General features: G+C 36.9%; 17 protein-coding genes. 2 read left to right on the top strand and 15 right to left on the bottom strand.

Annotated elements, in window-relative coordinates:
• The first annotated feature begins 14 nt into the window (after positions 1–14).
• On the top strand, positions 15–659 hold the full coding sequence (locus CEQ83_RS11960; RefSeq protein WP_098999348.1) for an SDR family oxidoreductase: 645 nt from the start codon (positions 15–17) through the stop codon (positions 657–659).
• A gap of 33 nt (positions 660–692) precedes the next feature.
• On the opposite strand, the gene CEQ83_RS11955 is transcribed toward CEQ83_RS11960, so the two are convergent.
• The 14 genes from CEQ83_RS11955 to CEQ83_RS11890 form a co-directional block, all read right to left on the bottom strand.
• A complete protein-coding gene (locus tag CEQ83_RS11955; protein ID WP_028413281.1) occupies positions 693–1,313 on the bottom strand; it encodes an NUDIX hydrolase in 621 nt (206 codons plus the stop codon).
• A gap of 176 nt (positions 1,314–1,489) precedes the next feature.
• On the bottom strand, positions 1,490–1,765 hold the full coding sequence (locus tag CEQ83_RS11950; protein WP_014459988.1) for a hypothetical protein: 276 nt from the start codon (positions 1,763–1,765) through the stop codon (positions 1,490–1,492).
• 195 nt (positions 1,766–1,960) lie between these two features.
• Positions 1,961–2,386: a 3-hydroxyacyl-ACP dehydratase FabZ gene (gene fabZ / locus CEQ83_RS11945; RefSeq protein ID WP_033579045.1), complete on the bottom strand. Its 426-nt coding sequence runs from the start codon at positions 2,384–2,386 to the stop codon at positions 1,961–1,963.
• Between the two features lie 18 nt (positions 2,387–2,404).
• Positions 2,405–3,208: a cobalamin-binding protein gene (locus CEQ83_RS11940; protein WP_098999347.1), complete on the bottom strand. Its 804-nt coding sequence runs from the start codon at positions 3,206–3,208 to the stop codon at positions 2,405–2,407.
• 100 nt (positions 3,209–3,308) lie between these two features.
• Positions 3,309–3,587, bottom strand: a complete 279-nt coding sequence (locus tag CEQ83_RS11935) for a hypothetical protein (protein ID WP_098999346.1) — start codon at positions 3,585–3,587, stop codon at positions 3,309–3,311.
• 15 nt (positions 3,588–3,602) lie between these two features.
• Positions 3,603–3,788, bottom strand: a complete 186-nt coding sequence (locus CEQ83_RS11930; RefSeq protein WP_034266296.1) for a hypothetical protein — start codon at positions 3,786–3,788, stop codon at positions 3,603–3,605.
• A gap of 133 nt (positions 3,789–3,921) precedes the next feature.
• Positions 3,922–4,137, bottom strand: coding sequence for a DUF378 domain-containing protein (locus CEQ83_RS11925; RefSeq protein WP_013057146.1), 216 nt, complete (start codon positions 4,135–4,137; stop codon positions 3,922–3,924).
• 133 nt (positions 4,138–4,270) lie between these two features.
• Positions 4,271–4,744, bottom strand: a complete 474-nt coding sequence (locus CEQ83_RS11920; RefSeq protein ID WP_098999345.1) for a DinB family protein — start codon at positions 4,742–4,744, stop codon at positions 4,271–4,273.
• Positions 4,745–5,175: 431 nt separating this feature from the next.
• Positions 5,176–5,991 carry a protein-glutamine gamma-glutamyltransferase gene (locus CEQ83_RS11915; protein ID WP_033579040.1) on the bottom strand — a complete coding sequence of 272 codons (816 nt, stop codon included), beginning with the start codon at positions 5,989–5,991 and terminating at the stop codon, positions 5,176–5,178.
• Between the two features lie 128 nt (positions 5,992–6,119).
• Complete coding sequence (locus CEQ83_RS11910) at positions 6,120–6,449, bottom strand: hypothetical protein (protein ID WP_155017265.1); 330 nt, start codon at positions 6,447–6,449, stop codon at positions 6,120–6,122.
• Positions 6,450–6,878: 429 nt separating this feature from the next.
• The gene (locus CEQ83_RS11905; protein ID WP_155017264.1) at positions 6,879–7,322 is read right to left on the bottom strand and encodes a hypothetical protein; all 444 of its coding nucleotides are present in this window, start codon (positions 7,320–7,322) and stop codon (positions 6,879–6,881) included.
• A 502-nt stretch (positions 7,323–7,824) separates the two neighbouring features.
• Positions 7,825–9,009, bottom strand: coding sequence for a hypothetical protein (locus CEQ83_RS11900; RefSeq protein ID WP_099331012.1), 1,185 nt, complete (start codon positions 9,007–9,009; stop codon positions 7,825–7,827).
• Positions 9,010–9,503: 494 nt separating this feature from the next.
• The gene (locus tag CEQ83_RS11895; protein WP_028413291.1) at positions 9,504–10,064 is read right to left on the bottom strand and encodes a nitroreductase family protein; all 561 of its coding nucleotides are present in this window, start codon (positions 10,062–10,064) and stop codon (positions 9,504–9,506) included.
• Positions 10,065–10,304: 240 nt separating this feature from the next.
• Positions 10,305–11,597 (bottom strand): Glu/Leu/Phe/Val family dehydrogenase, encoded by a 1,293-nt coding sequence (locus CEQ83_RS11890; RefSeq protein ID WP_028413292.1) that lies wholly within the window; start codon positions 11,595–11,597, stop codon positions 10,305–10,307.
• Positions 11,598–11,795: 198 nt separating this feature from the next.
• Between CEQ83_RS11890 and CEQ83_RS27065 the strand changes: the two genes are divergently transcribed.
• Positions 11,796–11,951 carry a hypothetical protein gene (locus CEQ83_RS27065; protein ID WP_162871471.1) on the top strand — a complete coding sequence of 52 codons (156 nt, stop codon included), beginning with the start codon at positions 11,796–11,798 and terminating at the stop codon, positions 11,949–11,951.
• Positions 11,952–11,960: 9 nt separating this feature from the next.
• Here CEQ83_RS27065 and CEQ83_RS11885 read toward each other — a convergent pair whose 3' ends face one another.
• A complete protein-coding gene (locus tag CEQ83_RS11885) occupies positions 11,961–13,895 on the bottom strand; it encodes an alkyl/aryl-sulfatase (protein WP_155017263.1) in 1,935 nt (644 codons plus the stop codon).
• Positions 13,896–13,992 lie beyond the last annotated feature (97 nt).

The raw sequence follows: 13,992 nt of genomic DNA, 5'->3' as shown, positions 1-13,992 counted from the left end.
GAGCAAATTTAGACATGAAAGTTCTTGTAATTGGTGCGAATGGTCAAGTAGGCAAACATATTGTAAACATTTTGAATGAAAGTGATGTGCACACTGTACGTGCGATGGTTCGTAAAGAAGAACAAGCAAAAGAGCTTGAAGCAAGAGGTGTAGAAACGGCTTTTGCAAGCTTAGAAGGCACTGTGCATGAAATTAAGGAAGTGATGAAAGGTTGTGACGCCGTTATCTTTAGCGCAGGATCAGGCGGCAGCACAGGTCATGATAAGACACTTTTAATTGATTTAGATGGATCAGTAAAAGCGATGGAAGCTGCAGAAGATTTAGGAATTAAACGATTTGTGATGGTAAGCGCCCTTCAAGCACATCACCGTGAAAACTGGAATACTTCACTAATTCCTTACTATGTAGCCAAACATTATGCAGATAAAATCTTAGAAGCAAGCGGATTAACATATACAATTGTTCGCCCAGGCGGATTGTTAAACGAACCAGGAACAGGACGGGTAGATGCTGGGGAGAACAAAGAGCGCGGATCCATTCCTCGTGAAGATGTCGCGCGTGTGGTAGTAGAAACGTTAAGTGAAGATCATACATTCGGACGTTCTTTTGATTTAGTTTCAGGCGATACGCCTATCACAGAAGCTATTCAGTCTATTTAATATAAAAAGCAGCGAATACGTATTCGCTGCTTTTTATTTATTATTTAGTACATGTACTAAATGATAAATTACTTTTGCTGTCAGTCCCCATATGACTCGATCTTCATAGTAATAAAAATGTTCTTCCATCTCTCTTGTTTGCCAATTATAATTTTCACCACCAATAATCGCGTCATAAGGAAAATTATGTTCGGGTTCTACTCTGAAATTAATATTGTGTATATCAGGTTCGGTACGCTGAAAAAAAGAAAGAGGCACGGTAAATACTTCTGCTACTTCCGAAGGATTCGGTCGAAGTTCAAGCGACTCATCAATGAAACCTACATAAGGATAAATGATTGTTCCGAATTGAGAAACAATATAATCTAAAGCTTGTACGTGCTGAATAGATTGGGGTGTAATTCCTAACTCTTCAGAGGTTTCACGGATAGCCGTTTCTTTTTCATCTGCATCCGTCTTTTCAACACGCCCTCCTGGAAAACAAATTTCTCCGGGCTGTCTACGTAAATCGAGCGCTCTTACTTCAAATAAAACATGTAGTTCCCCTTGTTTTTCAATAAGCGGAACAAGAATGCCGAAGCGGGAGAACTGCTCCATCCCAAGGATTGTCGGCATCCGGTTTTCTAACTTAGCTATAATGCGGGATGCATCCATACGTCCACTTCCTTTCACAAAATGAATTATCAAAAGAATAGCGAGTTATAAGCTGCGATGTCAACTAACCTGCAAAAGAAAGCTGTTATCTTTATTATATGAAGAGATGTATTGAATTGACACTACAATTGATAAAAATATATAACATAAATATAAATAAAAACAGATAGCACCGGCTACCTGTCTTTTTGTCTTGTTTTTAACAAACCATAAATAAGTAAAAAGAATGCCACCACACTGATAAGCAATCCTCCTACTTGCTTATCAGTGAGTCCAAAACGAAGCTGAAGCCAAAAGATAACCAAGCAAATCAAAATGACGCTGGTAGCTAAATAAAAGTAAATGCTGTAGAAAAACGGATTCGTTCTTTTCCGTTTGTAGACAAGTAGTGAGATGCCTATATACGTACCCAATAGTGTGAGTAATACAACAACTTCCGTTAATGTTCTCACTGCATTCTCCCCTCTCCCTTTTTTCTTCTATACCCCGTTTCTTCTTTTATCAAAAGGTAAAAAGGTATTCATAAAAAACCGCTTTTACGACATAAGGCGGTTTTCTCGCTACGCTTTATCCTGAATTATTTCCTTTTTTACATCGGTCGTTTTCATCTTACTAACATCAGCTGCTTTTTTACAAAGGCGTTTGTATTATACATCAAGAGCAAAGGTAATGACCGCTTCACAAGCTAATTCGCTGCCTACAAATGCTTTTCCTTTTCCTTTTACAATCTTTCCGCGCTGCTTAAGAATCTCAAATTCTAAGCGTAGTGTATCTCCTGGCCTTACTTGACGCTTAAAGCGACATTCATCTATTCCTGCTAAAAAAGCAAGTCTTCCTTTTTGGTGGTCATCCGTAGCCATGGCAAATCCGCCGAGCTGAGCAAGAGCCTCCACAATAAGTACACCAGGCATTACCATGTAGTCCGGGAAGTGACCTTGAAAAAAAGGTTCATTTGCTGTTACTTGTTTAATTCCTACAGCAAGCTTTCCTTCTTCTTGCTCTAAGATGCGATCAACAAGTAAAAAAGGATAGCGGTGTTGAAGGGTATGTTTTATTTGTTCAATATCTTTCATATGTATCGCTCCTTTTTCTTATAATAAAGGGTCCTTACCGTCAAATGCAGGGAACGTATCTGGATGAAGAAGCGGCGCGAGTTTTTTTAACCCTAACAGCAATCGAGGTGAAGGACGACAATACAGCCATTCTTCTAGTACATATACACGATGTTCTTTTATGGCCGGCATGTCAGACCAGTTCGGTCTCTTGTGTAAAATCGTTGGATTTACTTTGTTTGTCTGTACGCCTACCCAAGCCAAACACACGTGATGTGGATTTCGTTTGAGCACTTCTTCCCAATCACTCTGTACATTTGCTTCTTTGTGATCAGCAAATATATTTTCTCCTCCCGCTAACGCGCTAATTTCGGTCAGCCAGTTTGCTTTTCCAGGAGTAAAAACGGGTTTTGGCCACCATTCCCAGTATACAGTGGTTTTTTCGATTTGACTTGCCATTCCTTTATATGTAGAAAGAAACTGATCATACCGCTCTAACAGTTCAGCTGCTTTTGTTTCAATATTTAATCGCTGGCCTAAATCCTGTAGATTTTGACGGATATCTTCTAGCGAATTAGGATTATATACGACGTAAGGTATCTTTCGTTTTTTAAGTTCTTCAATATTTCGCTCCATTCCAGGAACGCTTAGTGAAGCTAGGACTAAATCTGGCTTGGCTTTTTCCACCGCATCCATATTAATAGATAAATCGGGACCTAAACGCGGCAGACCTCCAATAGACTGCGGCCAATCGGAATAATCATCAATTGCTACGAGCAAATGCTCACATTTTAAATACGCTATTAGTTCTGTATTGCTTGGACAAAGCGAAACAATTCGCATATTTCCCCTCCTGCATCCATTTCTTTTTTTCTATTATACAATAGATTTCTATATAAAAAGCAGAGACTTTCACTGAAGTCTCTGCTTTTGGTGCTCTTTCTTATCCACCCATCGCACGATAAAAGAAATAAAAGAAACCCAAACAGCCAAGTGAACTAATGCTTGTAGTTAAAATACCGATTGAAAGCAGCACCTGTCCGTCTCTTTTTTGTTTGTATCGCAGCATATAATAAAAAGCTAAAAGGGTGCCAATAAGTAAATAAATAGCCCATATGTAAGGTAGATTCTTTAGCTGAAAGATGTATTCTTGATTAAATAATAAACAGTAAATAAAAAAAAGATTTACGATAAAAAAGCTAGGAAGTACACTTTTATTCATCTATTAAACCCTCTTCTATTCTTTATTTTCTGCTATAGTTATCTTGTTTTGATTTCTCAGTTCATCCCGTATTTCACGTAAATATTGATTTCTCTCTTTCATTCGCTTTAACACTATAACAATAACAGCTATCATACCAGCAATGATTCCTATATAAAGAACTCCAAACACTAAGATAGGTACTACACCCCAAAGCTCCATCTCATCCCTCCTACTTTTTGGTTATTACCTTATTTTACCTTATTTTGTAAAGATGTCACGTCTTTTATCCATGAAAAAGGGGGTTTGAATATACATTCAAACCCCCTAAAAAGATAATAAAAAATAATATTTATTATAGCGCTTTGCTTTTGACACTTGCTCCCGTTCCGAAGAACTTATCAAAAATTTGATAAAGAGCAGACAGGCCAACTAACCAATAAATCGTTGTTACTAACCAATCCCAAGAGCCAAATAGCTCTTCTACTACATTCACGCCTAATGCTACAGCTAACCAATTTAAACCGCCTAAAATCACAAGAAGAGTCGTTAAACCTGAAAGAAATTTCACGTTGTCACCTCCTTGCGAACTGCATTAGGAAAAGCAGCTCATGTTACATCTTATGCGCTGTATAGATCAGTATATGCATAGGCGCTATGTAAAATAGTTATAAAGAATATGTGATTTATTCTTTTTTATTTCCTTATTGTGCAGCTGCTGCTTTCCCAATTTGCTTAATCGTTTCTACATGCATCGCTTCGTGATAGAAACTGAATAAAAACGTTTCGCCAACTGTTGTAAAGTTGATACCCGCTTTATTTGTAAAAGGTGTGATTAACTGCTTATCAAACTGCCCCGGCATGAACTCTTTAATACGGCGTGCTTGGTCTTTCAACACATTCGTAATTTCCTCAAGAGATGGAGCAGCCTCGTTCCAATCAGCAGGTTTTGTTCCGGCACCAAAAAAGCTTTCATAACTCTCTGGCGTTTGCATCGGTTCACCAGCTAAGCCAAACACAAGCTTTTCTTGAATAAAGGCAATGTGTCCAAGATTCCAGCGAATATTGTTATTGAACCCTTTTGGTGTGATGTCCGCTGCCTCTTCTGTTGTTTTTTCGAGGATACTAATCGTAATCCCTCTTACAACGTCCATATGTTTTAAAATCATGTTTTCCATCGTCTAATCTCTCCTTACGTTGTCGTATTAGATAAACTATTCAATGTCTATTGTGCACAAATTACCCCTTAAATGCCACTCATAACATTTAAACCTTAAAATAAAAGAAAATTCAAAAGAAAATCCCCCTATATAAAAACTAGGGGGATTTTTTAAGCAGAAGACTTTAAATTTGAGACAGGTCCTTTGTTTGGCTTCGGTTTTAGCTGACCAAGCTTATTTTTCAGATAATCTTTTAATGCGCCGCGTTTTCTCTTGCGTCTTTTATCACGATTTTTAATAGTAATCTCCTCCTTTCCTTTTAGTTTTAAGACCTGCGTATTAAATGGATTCTTCTTTTATACATAAAATCCTTTTGAATTCTCAAATTTACCTTCATGTAATTCTTTCCTTTTTACAAAAAAAGACCAAAGTATCAAAACTTTGATCATTCAAGCTACATACGTAATCGATCCAATAGTGGAAATAATAGCGCTGTTTCTGTCATACCAAACAACAGGTTCGTATCTAACCGCCAAATAACTGAGGTGAGCGGTGTGAAGCCTGACAATTTCATCTGACAGGTAAGCTGATTGCTTTGCGTTGTCTTTTCTCTTTAAATTTAACACTTCAATAATTCTTTCCCGCGTCGTAATTCCAATTCCATGACCAAAATATAGAGTTTCATCTAATACAATGGTGTTTTCACCTTTCCACTGGGGAGTATCAGGGTTATAATCAGGGTTTTTAAAATACGCACAGTCTCCGGGCAAGTAGTCAGATCCTTTATAACCATGAAGCTCAAGATCTTCATCGTATTGCCAATCGTGTAAGTAAAGATCAGCAAAAAGCCTGTTAAAATTTGCTTTTCCAATATTATTTAATACAGCTTTGTAAAAGATGATGATAACAGCCGTCGCGCACTCAAACGCGTATTCGTGTCCGTTGTAAAAAATATCATCGATGGCCTGATGAGGAGAAACGGTAGGTAGTAGCTGAAACCCTCCGTTATCGGTTCGTTTCCAATACTTTTCGTTGCACCTAGAACGGGCGAATGTAGCAAACCTAGCGCCGCTTTTGCGCAGCAACACAGACGATTCAATAATTTGTAATTTAACAGATACATCAAAATCAAGCTGGTCAAATGTAGCATACTCATACACTTCCCTATAGGCATCCATTTGTTTTAAAATGTCTGCTTTTTCTTTTGTTAACGAACTATTATTTAAATCGCTTATTTTCACAATTTGTTGATTAACTTTAATCATAGACGTTCTCTCCTTTACAGAAAATGATATCAATCACCTTCTCTAACAGGATATTGATAAAAAATTATTTTGTGTATCTTCATTTATTTAAAATCGTGAAGATTAGGAAAAACGATAAAAAAAGTAAGTTAACCGCTAATTTTTTCATTTGTTCCTTTTTGTCCTTTTGTCACCTTTTTAAATATAAAGCGAGCAACTAACACGTACAGTGGTAACACAATAATGACGGCAATAACATTTAAAATCCAAGGTATTGTCCCCATAAAAACGTTTGAAGATGCTTTATCATACCAGCTCACAATAATTATTAAAAAGACAACACTGGATATAAAAGTACTTACATATCCCTTCTTATAGTTTGTACTTCTCACAGCAACAACAAAGCCAATTACCAATGAAATGCCTGCTGAAATTAAGACAAAAATCAAAAATAAATTTGCTACCTTTTGAACGTCCATTACTTCCCTCTTTCTTATAAGATTTTCACTCCAGAATTTTCGTTGCGTCACTTATAAAAAAAGTAAATTTATATAGATTTGTTCACGCTCGGTCTTATTGTTGTAGCATCCTTAGGGACAGTAAGCCAATATGTATTAGAAAATATAAAAGTTAAGTCTGGCAATAGAATCAATCCTAAAATGTATAAATGTAGTCTATTCGTCTTTAAAGATTAATTAAGAAGTGTTATGGGCAATAGAAAAAAGGATGTTCAGGACTCTCTTGACAGTTTGAGAAACAGTTAACTTTACATAGGTTCAATGGCAAAGAATATTATAGCGCCGATACTTTAAGACAGACTATTAATGCTACTAAATAAGCACATAAGCAAAAAAGGACTTGATGTCTAATCAAGTCCTTTTTTATTATAACTGTATTAAAAAACTTGATCATTTCATGTAAAAGTTGCTGCTATAAAGGTTTCCAGCGAAAGTTCCATCATAATTGGTTAGCGGTTTGGTTATATGATATACAGCAAGCTTATAACGGTATGTGCCATTAGTATCAACTTTAAAACTCGTTCCAAATTTCTCTCCAGGGACTGCATACCATTGGGATGCAGATTGCACGTTTACCCATTTACCATTCTCTAAATGCTGCAATTGACCGACAAGTCGTACTTCAAATGAATTATGATTAATAAACTTCATAATAATTGATTCTTCTTTTGTCCAATTTGTCTTAGTTGAGTTAACCGATACACCGTATGATGAAGCGGCATCAGCTTCTTGAATATGCCCATTTGGAACCAATGGGAGACTTGCTACAGATCCTAATCCTAAACCACCTAATGTAATTACTCCGGCTAATGCTACTCGCGTTACTCTTTTCATATCATTTCTCCGTTTCATTATAAGATTATAGGCTTTATATCCTCTATAACACCTATTAATTTATCATTATAGCACAAAAAATAGCATATTATGGGTTATTTTGTAATGTAACTCATTAAATTAAGGGTTTTAAATAACACTATTGAAGCTTCTAAACACTAGATGCAAAAGATATTTTACCTCACATACGCCTAAAATGAGGGGATTAAGCTGGGATACTAGCCTTATTGGTCTTATAACAATAATGAAACCCTAACTTGTGGTCTGTAGAATTGCTGCTTGCAAAGAGCAATCTTCATACTGAATATTGTTATCTGTTTTTTTCTCCCACAAGTAATTTTTTTACTTAAAAAAACAGACAAAACAAGCTGGCATTTTAAATGCGCAGCTTGTTTTGTTTTTTAGAGTGTAAGATATTTATAAAAAAATTGGGGATAAGAACAGTCATCCTTACTACTATTGTGTTCTTGATTGTAAATTTATTTCTAACCATTATAAAAAGCTAAATAAATATATCTTTAATCTTAAAAATGTATTCATCCGGTAATTTGTCAGCTCTCCTTGAAATCTCTGCTCTGTGGCTCTTTCTCCCTTTAATAACAACTGAATCTTTTTTTATATTTATGCTTCCGAAGCTATACGGGCACCAAAATAAATTAATATCATCTATTTTTGTAGTTTTAACAGCGTTAGAATTACGGTCCGTAACACGCAGTTTAAATGGAGCATTTGTAAGATGAGATTTGGGCACTGTATAAATGACCTCGGCTAAATACTTATCATTTTGTTTCGAGAAGTATGTGAGCTCAATGTCGGTGCCTTCTTCTTTTATTTTTCCAATAACAGATTCTATTTTATTCTCTTCTAAGTGATCAAACTTTGTAATGCTTCTTAATGCTGAAACTATACTATTAAACATCATATTTGATTTAGTTTCGTTGTCACTCGCCATATATTTTTTAGTATCTATTATCGAAAATGCATCTTTTATCCGGTGATTTGGAGCAAATTCTTGTTTTGCTTCCACTAGTGTGTCCGCTAAATGTATAAAGATGTGACTATAACCCGGCAGCATCACTTCTGCTTTCCTTAGCAGGTTGCTGAAAACTTCGGTGTAGATAAAAGAGTGGTTTGGTTCTGTTTCTTCGATAGGAGCAGAAATACTAATTGTTATTAATGGCTTTGTTAGAGGTTTTGGATTAGACAAAGATCTTTTCATTGAAAGGTCAGCTAGTTTTGCCCAGTTACTTTGAACTGTTTGCTTTTGCTTCTTGAAGTATGCCTTTAGTTCTTCGAGTGTACGTGGTGCATTTTTTATCGACTGTTGAAACTTTAATAGAAGTTTGTCTTCACTAAAGTCGAGTTCTGACTTTAGTTCTATAGTTTTAACCAACATAATAGCCTCTTCAACTCTATGTAGACCTGTTAAGAAATCCTCTACATTAAGAGTTTTGTTATTGATAAAATTTCCGGGCAGCTCAATTTCGGCTATATCTTCATAGAGAACACGTAATTTGTACTTCTTCTTAGAGCTAGGATTATTTATAAAACGGATCAAAATGCACTCAAATGTGCTTCCGTGAAACTCTCCTATTAAATGTTCATTTAAAAAAGTATCTAATAATTGCAAAGAAAAGTTAGTTTCTTCTTTCGTTTTAAAATCCTTATACTCAATCAAAAATCTCATTGGAATCACCTTGGAATATATAGTATATTTTTACTATACATTATATTTGAAAAAGCAGTCAACGCAAAGCATACAGCCAGTAAAGGGCAGGTTTATACAGAATCAAGCAAACACATTATACAGCTAGGCGTGAAGGTTATCTAGAAGAACTTTAAGAAGGTGAAAAAGTTAGGAGAAGGACGATAAGTTCATTTCTAGAGAGAGGTTATTCACCTGCACACATTGAGATAGAATTGGACTATGATTCCGTTCCATATATTAAGGAGTTATACTATAATGTTGAAGAAAAAAAGCAGCCTCCCCTTTTCACCCCATAAAACATAGCCCCTACCTAAGTCTAGGCAGGGGCTATGTTTAGATTATGGATTTTATTATAAAATAATCATTTGATGTTCATTTTAAGTTTCCTTCTGCCACTTCTTAAAAACAATAAAAGGCAGCAGCTCAACTGATGAGCTGCTGCCTTTTATTTATAGAAACACAGAAATAACCTTTTAACGATACCAAATTGTTTTATCTTGATACGGAATACGTTTTGATGAAGCTTCTTTATTAGGATGACCGACGTAAATTAAGCCTAAGAGCTTGTCGTCTTCTTCTAGAGATAAAAAGTCATTCAGTTCTGTCTGATAGACAATTTCACCTGTTCTCCAAATTGTAGCCAAACCTTGTTCTTCCGCTACTAATAGCATATTTTGTATGCTTGCCGCTACGGCAGAGATTTCTTCAATTTCAGGCACTTTTCCTGAAGGACTTACTGCTACAGCAATAATGACAGGAGCGCGAAGCGGTCCTTTTTTTGCTTTTGTTGTTTTTTTCAACGCTTCTTCTTCACTTAAGTGAGCAGTTTTTTGCTTCATAATACGTTCCATTTCGTCTCCTAAACGAACGCGTGAATCCCCTGTAAACACTCGGAATTTCCAAGGCTCTGTCTTTTTATGGTTAGGAGCCCAAGTGCCTGCTTCTAACATAAGGTTGATAGCATCTTCTGATACGTCTTTGTCTTGCATAGCCCCAATCGTTCTTCTGGCTTTAATAATATCTAATACGCTCATGCTTTCTGTCTCCTTTTCTACATTCAATTTATTAGTATAGGTATGTATATATCTTATATATAGAATAATTGAAAATCATTCTCACTGTCAATTGTTTTGCCATCATTCGGGTTGCGATAAATAAATATGCCAATTTTTTAAGCGTGTTTGTTTTTTTAGCAGTTTTTCTTTTAATTATTTGGCAGTTCCGGCAAATAAAAAACGATTTGGAACATGTAATCCAAATCGTTTTTTTTTATCTTATACCCAGCCGCGGAAGCGAGAAGCTTCAGCTGATTTTTTGATTCCTGCCATGTAAGCAGCGAGTCTCATGTCTACGTCATTTTCTTGAGCGATTTGATAGATCGTTTCAAATGAATCCACCATTACCTTGCGTAATTTGTAAGCTACTTCCTCTTCAGACCAGTAGTAGCCTTGATTATTTTGCACCCATTCGAAGTATGAAACCGTTACGCCTCCAGCACTTGCTAAAATATCTGGCACTAAAAGCACGCCTTTTTCATCTAAAATGTGCGTGGCTTCAAGCGTAGTCGGTCCGTTCGCCGCTTCGACTACAATAGAGGCTTTAATGTGATGAGCGTTACGAACCGTAATTTGATTCGAAATGGCTGCGGGTACTAAAATATCACATTCTTTTTCTAATAGTTCTTCGTTTGTTATCACATTTGTAAATAAATTCGTTACGGTACCAAAACTGTCGCGTCGATCAAGCAGGTAATCAATATCAAGACCAAGCGGATCATAAAGAGCTCCGTACGCGTCTGAAATGCCAATTACTTTTGCTCCTGCGTCATGCATGAACTTAGCAAGAAAACTGCCGGCATTTCCGAAGCCTTGAATAATAATCCGTGCTTCTTGCAAGTTAAGGTTTTTCTTTTTAACAGCTTCTTCTATACAAATGGTTACTCCTTTAGCCGTTGCAGTTTCGCGTCCTTGAGATCCTCCGAGTACGATAGGTTTTCCGGTAATAAAACCAGGAGAATCGAACTCACGCAGTCGGCTATATTCGTCCATCATCCACGCCATGATTTGAGAATTTGTATAGACATCCGGTGCAGGAATATCTTTAGTAGGCCCAACTATTTGACTGATGGCTCTTACATAGCCGCGGCTGAGTCGCTCTAGTTCACCAAACGACATGTTTCTTGGGTCACATACAATTCCGCCTTTACCTCCGCCGTACGGAAGGTCGACAATCCCGCATTTTAAACTCATCCAAATGGATAATGCCTTCACTTCTTCTTCATTTACTTCAGGATGAAAGCGTACGCCTCCTTTAGTAGGCCCGACAGCATCATTATGCTGAGAGCGGTAGCCCGTAAATACTTTTACCGATCCGTTATCCATTTTAACTGGAATACGAACCGTCATCATGCGCAGCGGTTCTTTCAACAAATGATACATTTCTTCACCATACCCTAGTTTTTGAAGCGCTTCTTGAATAACAGTTTGAGTAGATAAAAATAAATTAAGTGATTCCTGTTCTTGCTGCTGTTCTTTTTTTAATTCACTAGCTGTTTTTGTAATGGACATTCTGTTCACCCCATATTAATCATTGAAATTTCTCAATGATTTAATATGCAATTCCTGTGCCAATTTCAGCGGTTTTACAACGCTTTTATTTTATAAATAATCTGCATTAGCACCCCTTATATTCCCTGCATAGGCTGATATTAGTATATACTTAAAGAAATAAGACAAACTATTTATACTGAAAAGGAGGAAAGTGCTATGTTACATGAAAGAAAAGAACAAGAGCGAAACAATCACTATATAGAATGCTGTTCCATCTGTGGAGAAAGGCTAACATCTTTTCAAGAAAAAGAAATCTTCACATGCGACAGCTGTTTTGAACAAAAAGTCAACGATGTGCTTTCTGAGTTGTAATCAGGTACTCTATTTTTTAGAAACAGGTGTCACAATATTAAAGTTTGGATCAATAGAATCCTGACAAGACAAAAAGAAATCCCATTTTGATTTATCTCCTTGAACAAATATGACCGAGCTATAAGAGTGATCATTTGTAGTTGTTAGCCGGTATAAGGTATCTTGCCACACCGTTACCGTCACCTCAGCTTTCTTTCGCGTATCTCCAAGATACCTAAAGATTCCATGCTTAAGTTCTGTGAGAGCTACTTCATTACGATCGGGTATCACAAACAATATACGATAGTTACATGCGCCCGCCTTTAATCCATCTACGCGAATGCTAAATAGTTCTAAAATATTTTTTAATGGAAGTGTATCCCATACTTCTTTTGTAATAATGTTGACTGGCAGCGGTATATTACCTAAACGAAGTTCTTTGGCTCCTGTTAAATATTCATTTCGCCAAGGACCAGATTCAGCTATATACCCTAATTGTTCAAGCGCGTCTGCGCATAAAAGTTTTGCCTTCACATGGTGAGGATCAGCGTAAATAACTTGTTTGGTCACTTCAGCTACCCATTGATAGTCGCCTTGTTGAAAACAGCGCTGTGCTTTTTGGACAATGTTGTCCGCTCCGCCCATATACTCTACATATTTCTTAGCTGACTCTTCAGGAAACAGTTTATTTAAATCTACAGGATTGCTGTTATACCAGCCCATATAGCGCTGATAAACCGCTTTTGCGTTATGGTTAACCGTTCCATAAAAGCCGTTTGTATACCACTCGTGAGATAGGGTTTCCGGTAGCTTCATCATTCGGCCGACGTGGTCGATGGTATAACCTTGATTCATCAGCCTTAATGTTTGGTCATGAATATATTGATAAACATCTCGTTGATTTTCGATATAGGTAATACACGACTCGTTTCCGAACCTTGGCCAATTATGTACCCCAAATACAGTTGTTAGTTCTTGGCCAAATAAATCGATTGCTTGCTGCAAGTATTTTGCCCACGCTGCTGCGTCTCTTACTTTTGCTCCTCTAAGGGTATAGAGGTTGTGCTGAGTGGCCGTACAGTTTTCTGCAATACAAAGAGCCTTTTCACTAGGAATATAGATGTTCATTTCAGCAGGCGCCTCCGTCCCTGGCGTAAGCTGAAACTGAAATGAGGCGCCGTCAATTTTCTTACTTACATAAGAATGATGTTCGGAAGGATGAATTTCTTCTATTCCTTTAATAAGCGTGATTGTTCCAAATGAAATTTCTTTTCCGATGCCGTTGTCAATTAGGCCTTTTTCATCGCGTCGCAGTCGAATACCGTACATGTATTGACTTCTTCGTGTCATTGCTGTTGCCGCCGTGACGTTTTCATCAATAACCGCATCCATAAATCCAGCAGGAGCATAAACTTTACTAGTTTTATTTTGTGTTGAGTCAGGTAATATCCCTAGAACTCCGCCGTAATGATCTATATGCGAATGAGAGAAGATAACAGCTCTAACAGGACGCTTACCGCACTGCTGGTTTACTAGTTCAATCGCTTTTTCTGCCGTTTCTTTGGATGTTAAGCAATCAATAACAATCCACCCCGTTTTCCCTTTAACAAATGTAATATTAGCCATATCAAAGCCTCTTACTTGAAAGATGTTTTCAGTTACTTGATATAAACCGGCTTGTACATTTAATTTTCCTTGTTCCCACAGTTTAGGGTGGACAGTAGCAGGTGTAGATTGTTCAAATAAAAAAGCGTACTTTCTTAAATCCCATACAGGATACAGCTGATTTTTTTTGAAAATCAGCGGAAAAGGTACGCGTACAAGGGCTTGGTCATCCGCAAGATTTTGTTCTGATTTCACTTGTTCCCAGTCTATTTTTTTATAAGTCTCAGCATTAGTGACTGCAGTCTTTTGAGTAGCATCTTTTCGGTCAATCGTTAACTCCCGTTCATAATCAAACAGCATAACCCCCTCCTTTTTATTATTTTATGCGTAAAAATAAGACGAAGTACAAAAGAGAGAGAAAATAGAGTCAACAAAAAAGAAGATGCGCTTAGCACGC

This window comes from Priestia megaterium (assembly GCF_009497655.1).
Lineage (GTDB): Bacteria > Bacillota > Bacilli > Bacillales > Bacillaceae_H > Priestia > Priestia zanthoxyli.
This window is presented reverse-complemented; position numbering and strand designations above follow the sequence as displayed.

Excerpts from the sequence above, each read along its gene's own strand:
- CEQ83_RS11960 (WP_098999348.1), top strand. The coding sequence starts at position 15 with ATGAAAGTTCTTGTAATTGGTGCGAATGGTCAAGTAGGCAAACATATT.
- CEQ83_RS11955 (WP_028413281.1), bottom strand. The coding sequence starts at position 1,313 with ATGGATGCATCCCGCATTATAGCTAAGTTAGAAAACCGGATGCCGACA.
- fabZ (WP_033579045.1), bottom strand. The coding sequence starts at position 2,386 with ATGAAAGATATTGAACAAATAAAACATACCCTTCAACACCGCTATCCT.
- CEQ83_RS11940 (WP_098999347.1), bottom strand. The coding sequence starts at position 3,208 with ATGCGAATTGTTTCGCTTTGTCCAAGCAATACAGAACTAATAGCGTAT.
- CEQ83_RS11935 (WP_098999346.1), bottom strand. The coding sequence starts at position 3,587 with ATGAATAAAAGTGTACTTCCTAGCTTTTTTATCGTAAATCTTTTTTTT.
- CEQ83_RS11930 (WP_034266296.1), bottom strand. The coding sequence starts at position 3,788 with ATGGAGCTTTGGGGTGTAGTACCTATCTTAGTGTTTGGAGTTCTTTAT.
- CEQ83_RS11920 (WP_098999345.1), bottom strand. The coding sequence starts at position 4,744 with ATGGAAAACATGATTTTAAAACATATGGACGTTGTAAGAGGGATTACG.
- CEQ83_RS11915 (WP_033579040.1), bottom strand. The coding sequence starts at position 5,991 with ATGATTAAAGTTAATCAACAAATTGTGAAAATAAGCGATTTAAATAAT.
- CEQ83_RS11910 (WP_155017265.1), bottom strand. The coding sequence starts at position 6,449 with ATGGACGTTCAAAAGGTAGCAAATTTATTTTTGATTTTTGTCTTAATT.
- CEQ83_RS11905 (WP_155017264.1), bottom strand. The coding sequence starts at position 7,322 with ATGAAAAGAGTAACGCGAGTAGCATTAGCCGGAGTAATTACATTAGGT.
- CEQ83_RS11900 (WP_099331012.1), bottom strand. The coding sequence starts at position 9,009 with ATGAGATTTTTGATTGAGTATAAGGATTTTAAAACGAAAGAAGAAACT.
- CEQ83_RS11895 (WP_028413291.1), bottom strand. The coding sequence starts at position 10,064 with ATGAGCGTATTAGATATTATTAAAGCCAGAAGAACGATTGGGGCTATG.
- CEQ83_RS11890 (WP_028413292.1), bottom strand. The coding sequence starts at position 11,597 with ATGTCCATTACAAAAACAGCTAGTGAATTAAAAAAAGAACAGCAGCAA.
- CEQ83_RS27065 (WP_162871471.1), top strand. The coding sequence starts at position 11,796 with ATGTTACATGAAAGAAAAGAACAAGAGCGAAACAATCACTATATAGAA.
- CEQ83_RS11885 (WP_155017263.1), bottom strand. The coding sequence starts at position 13,895 with ATGCTGTTTGATTATGAACGGGAGTTAACGATTGACCGAAAAGATGCT.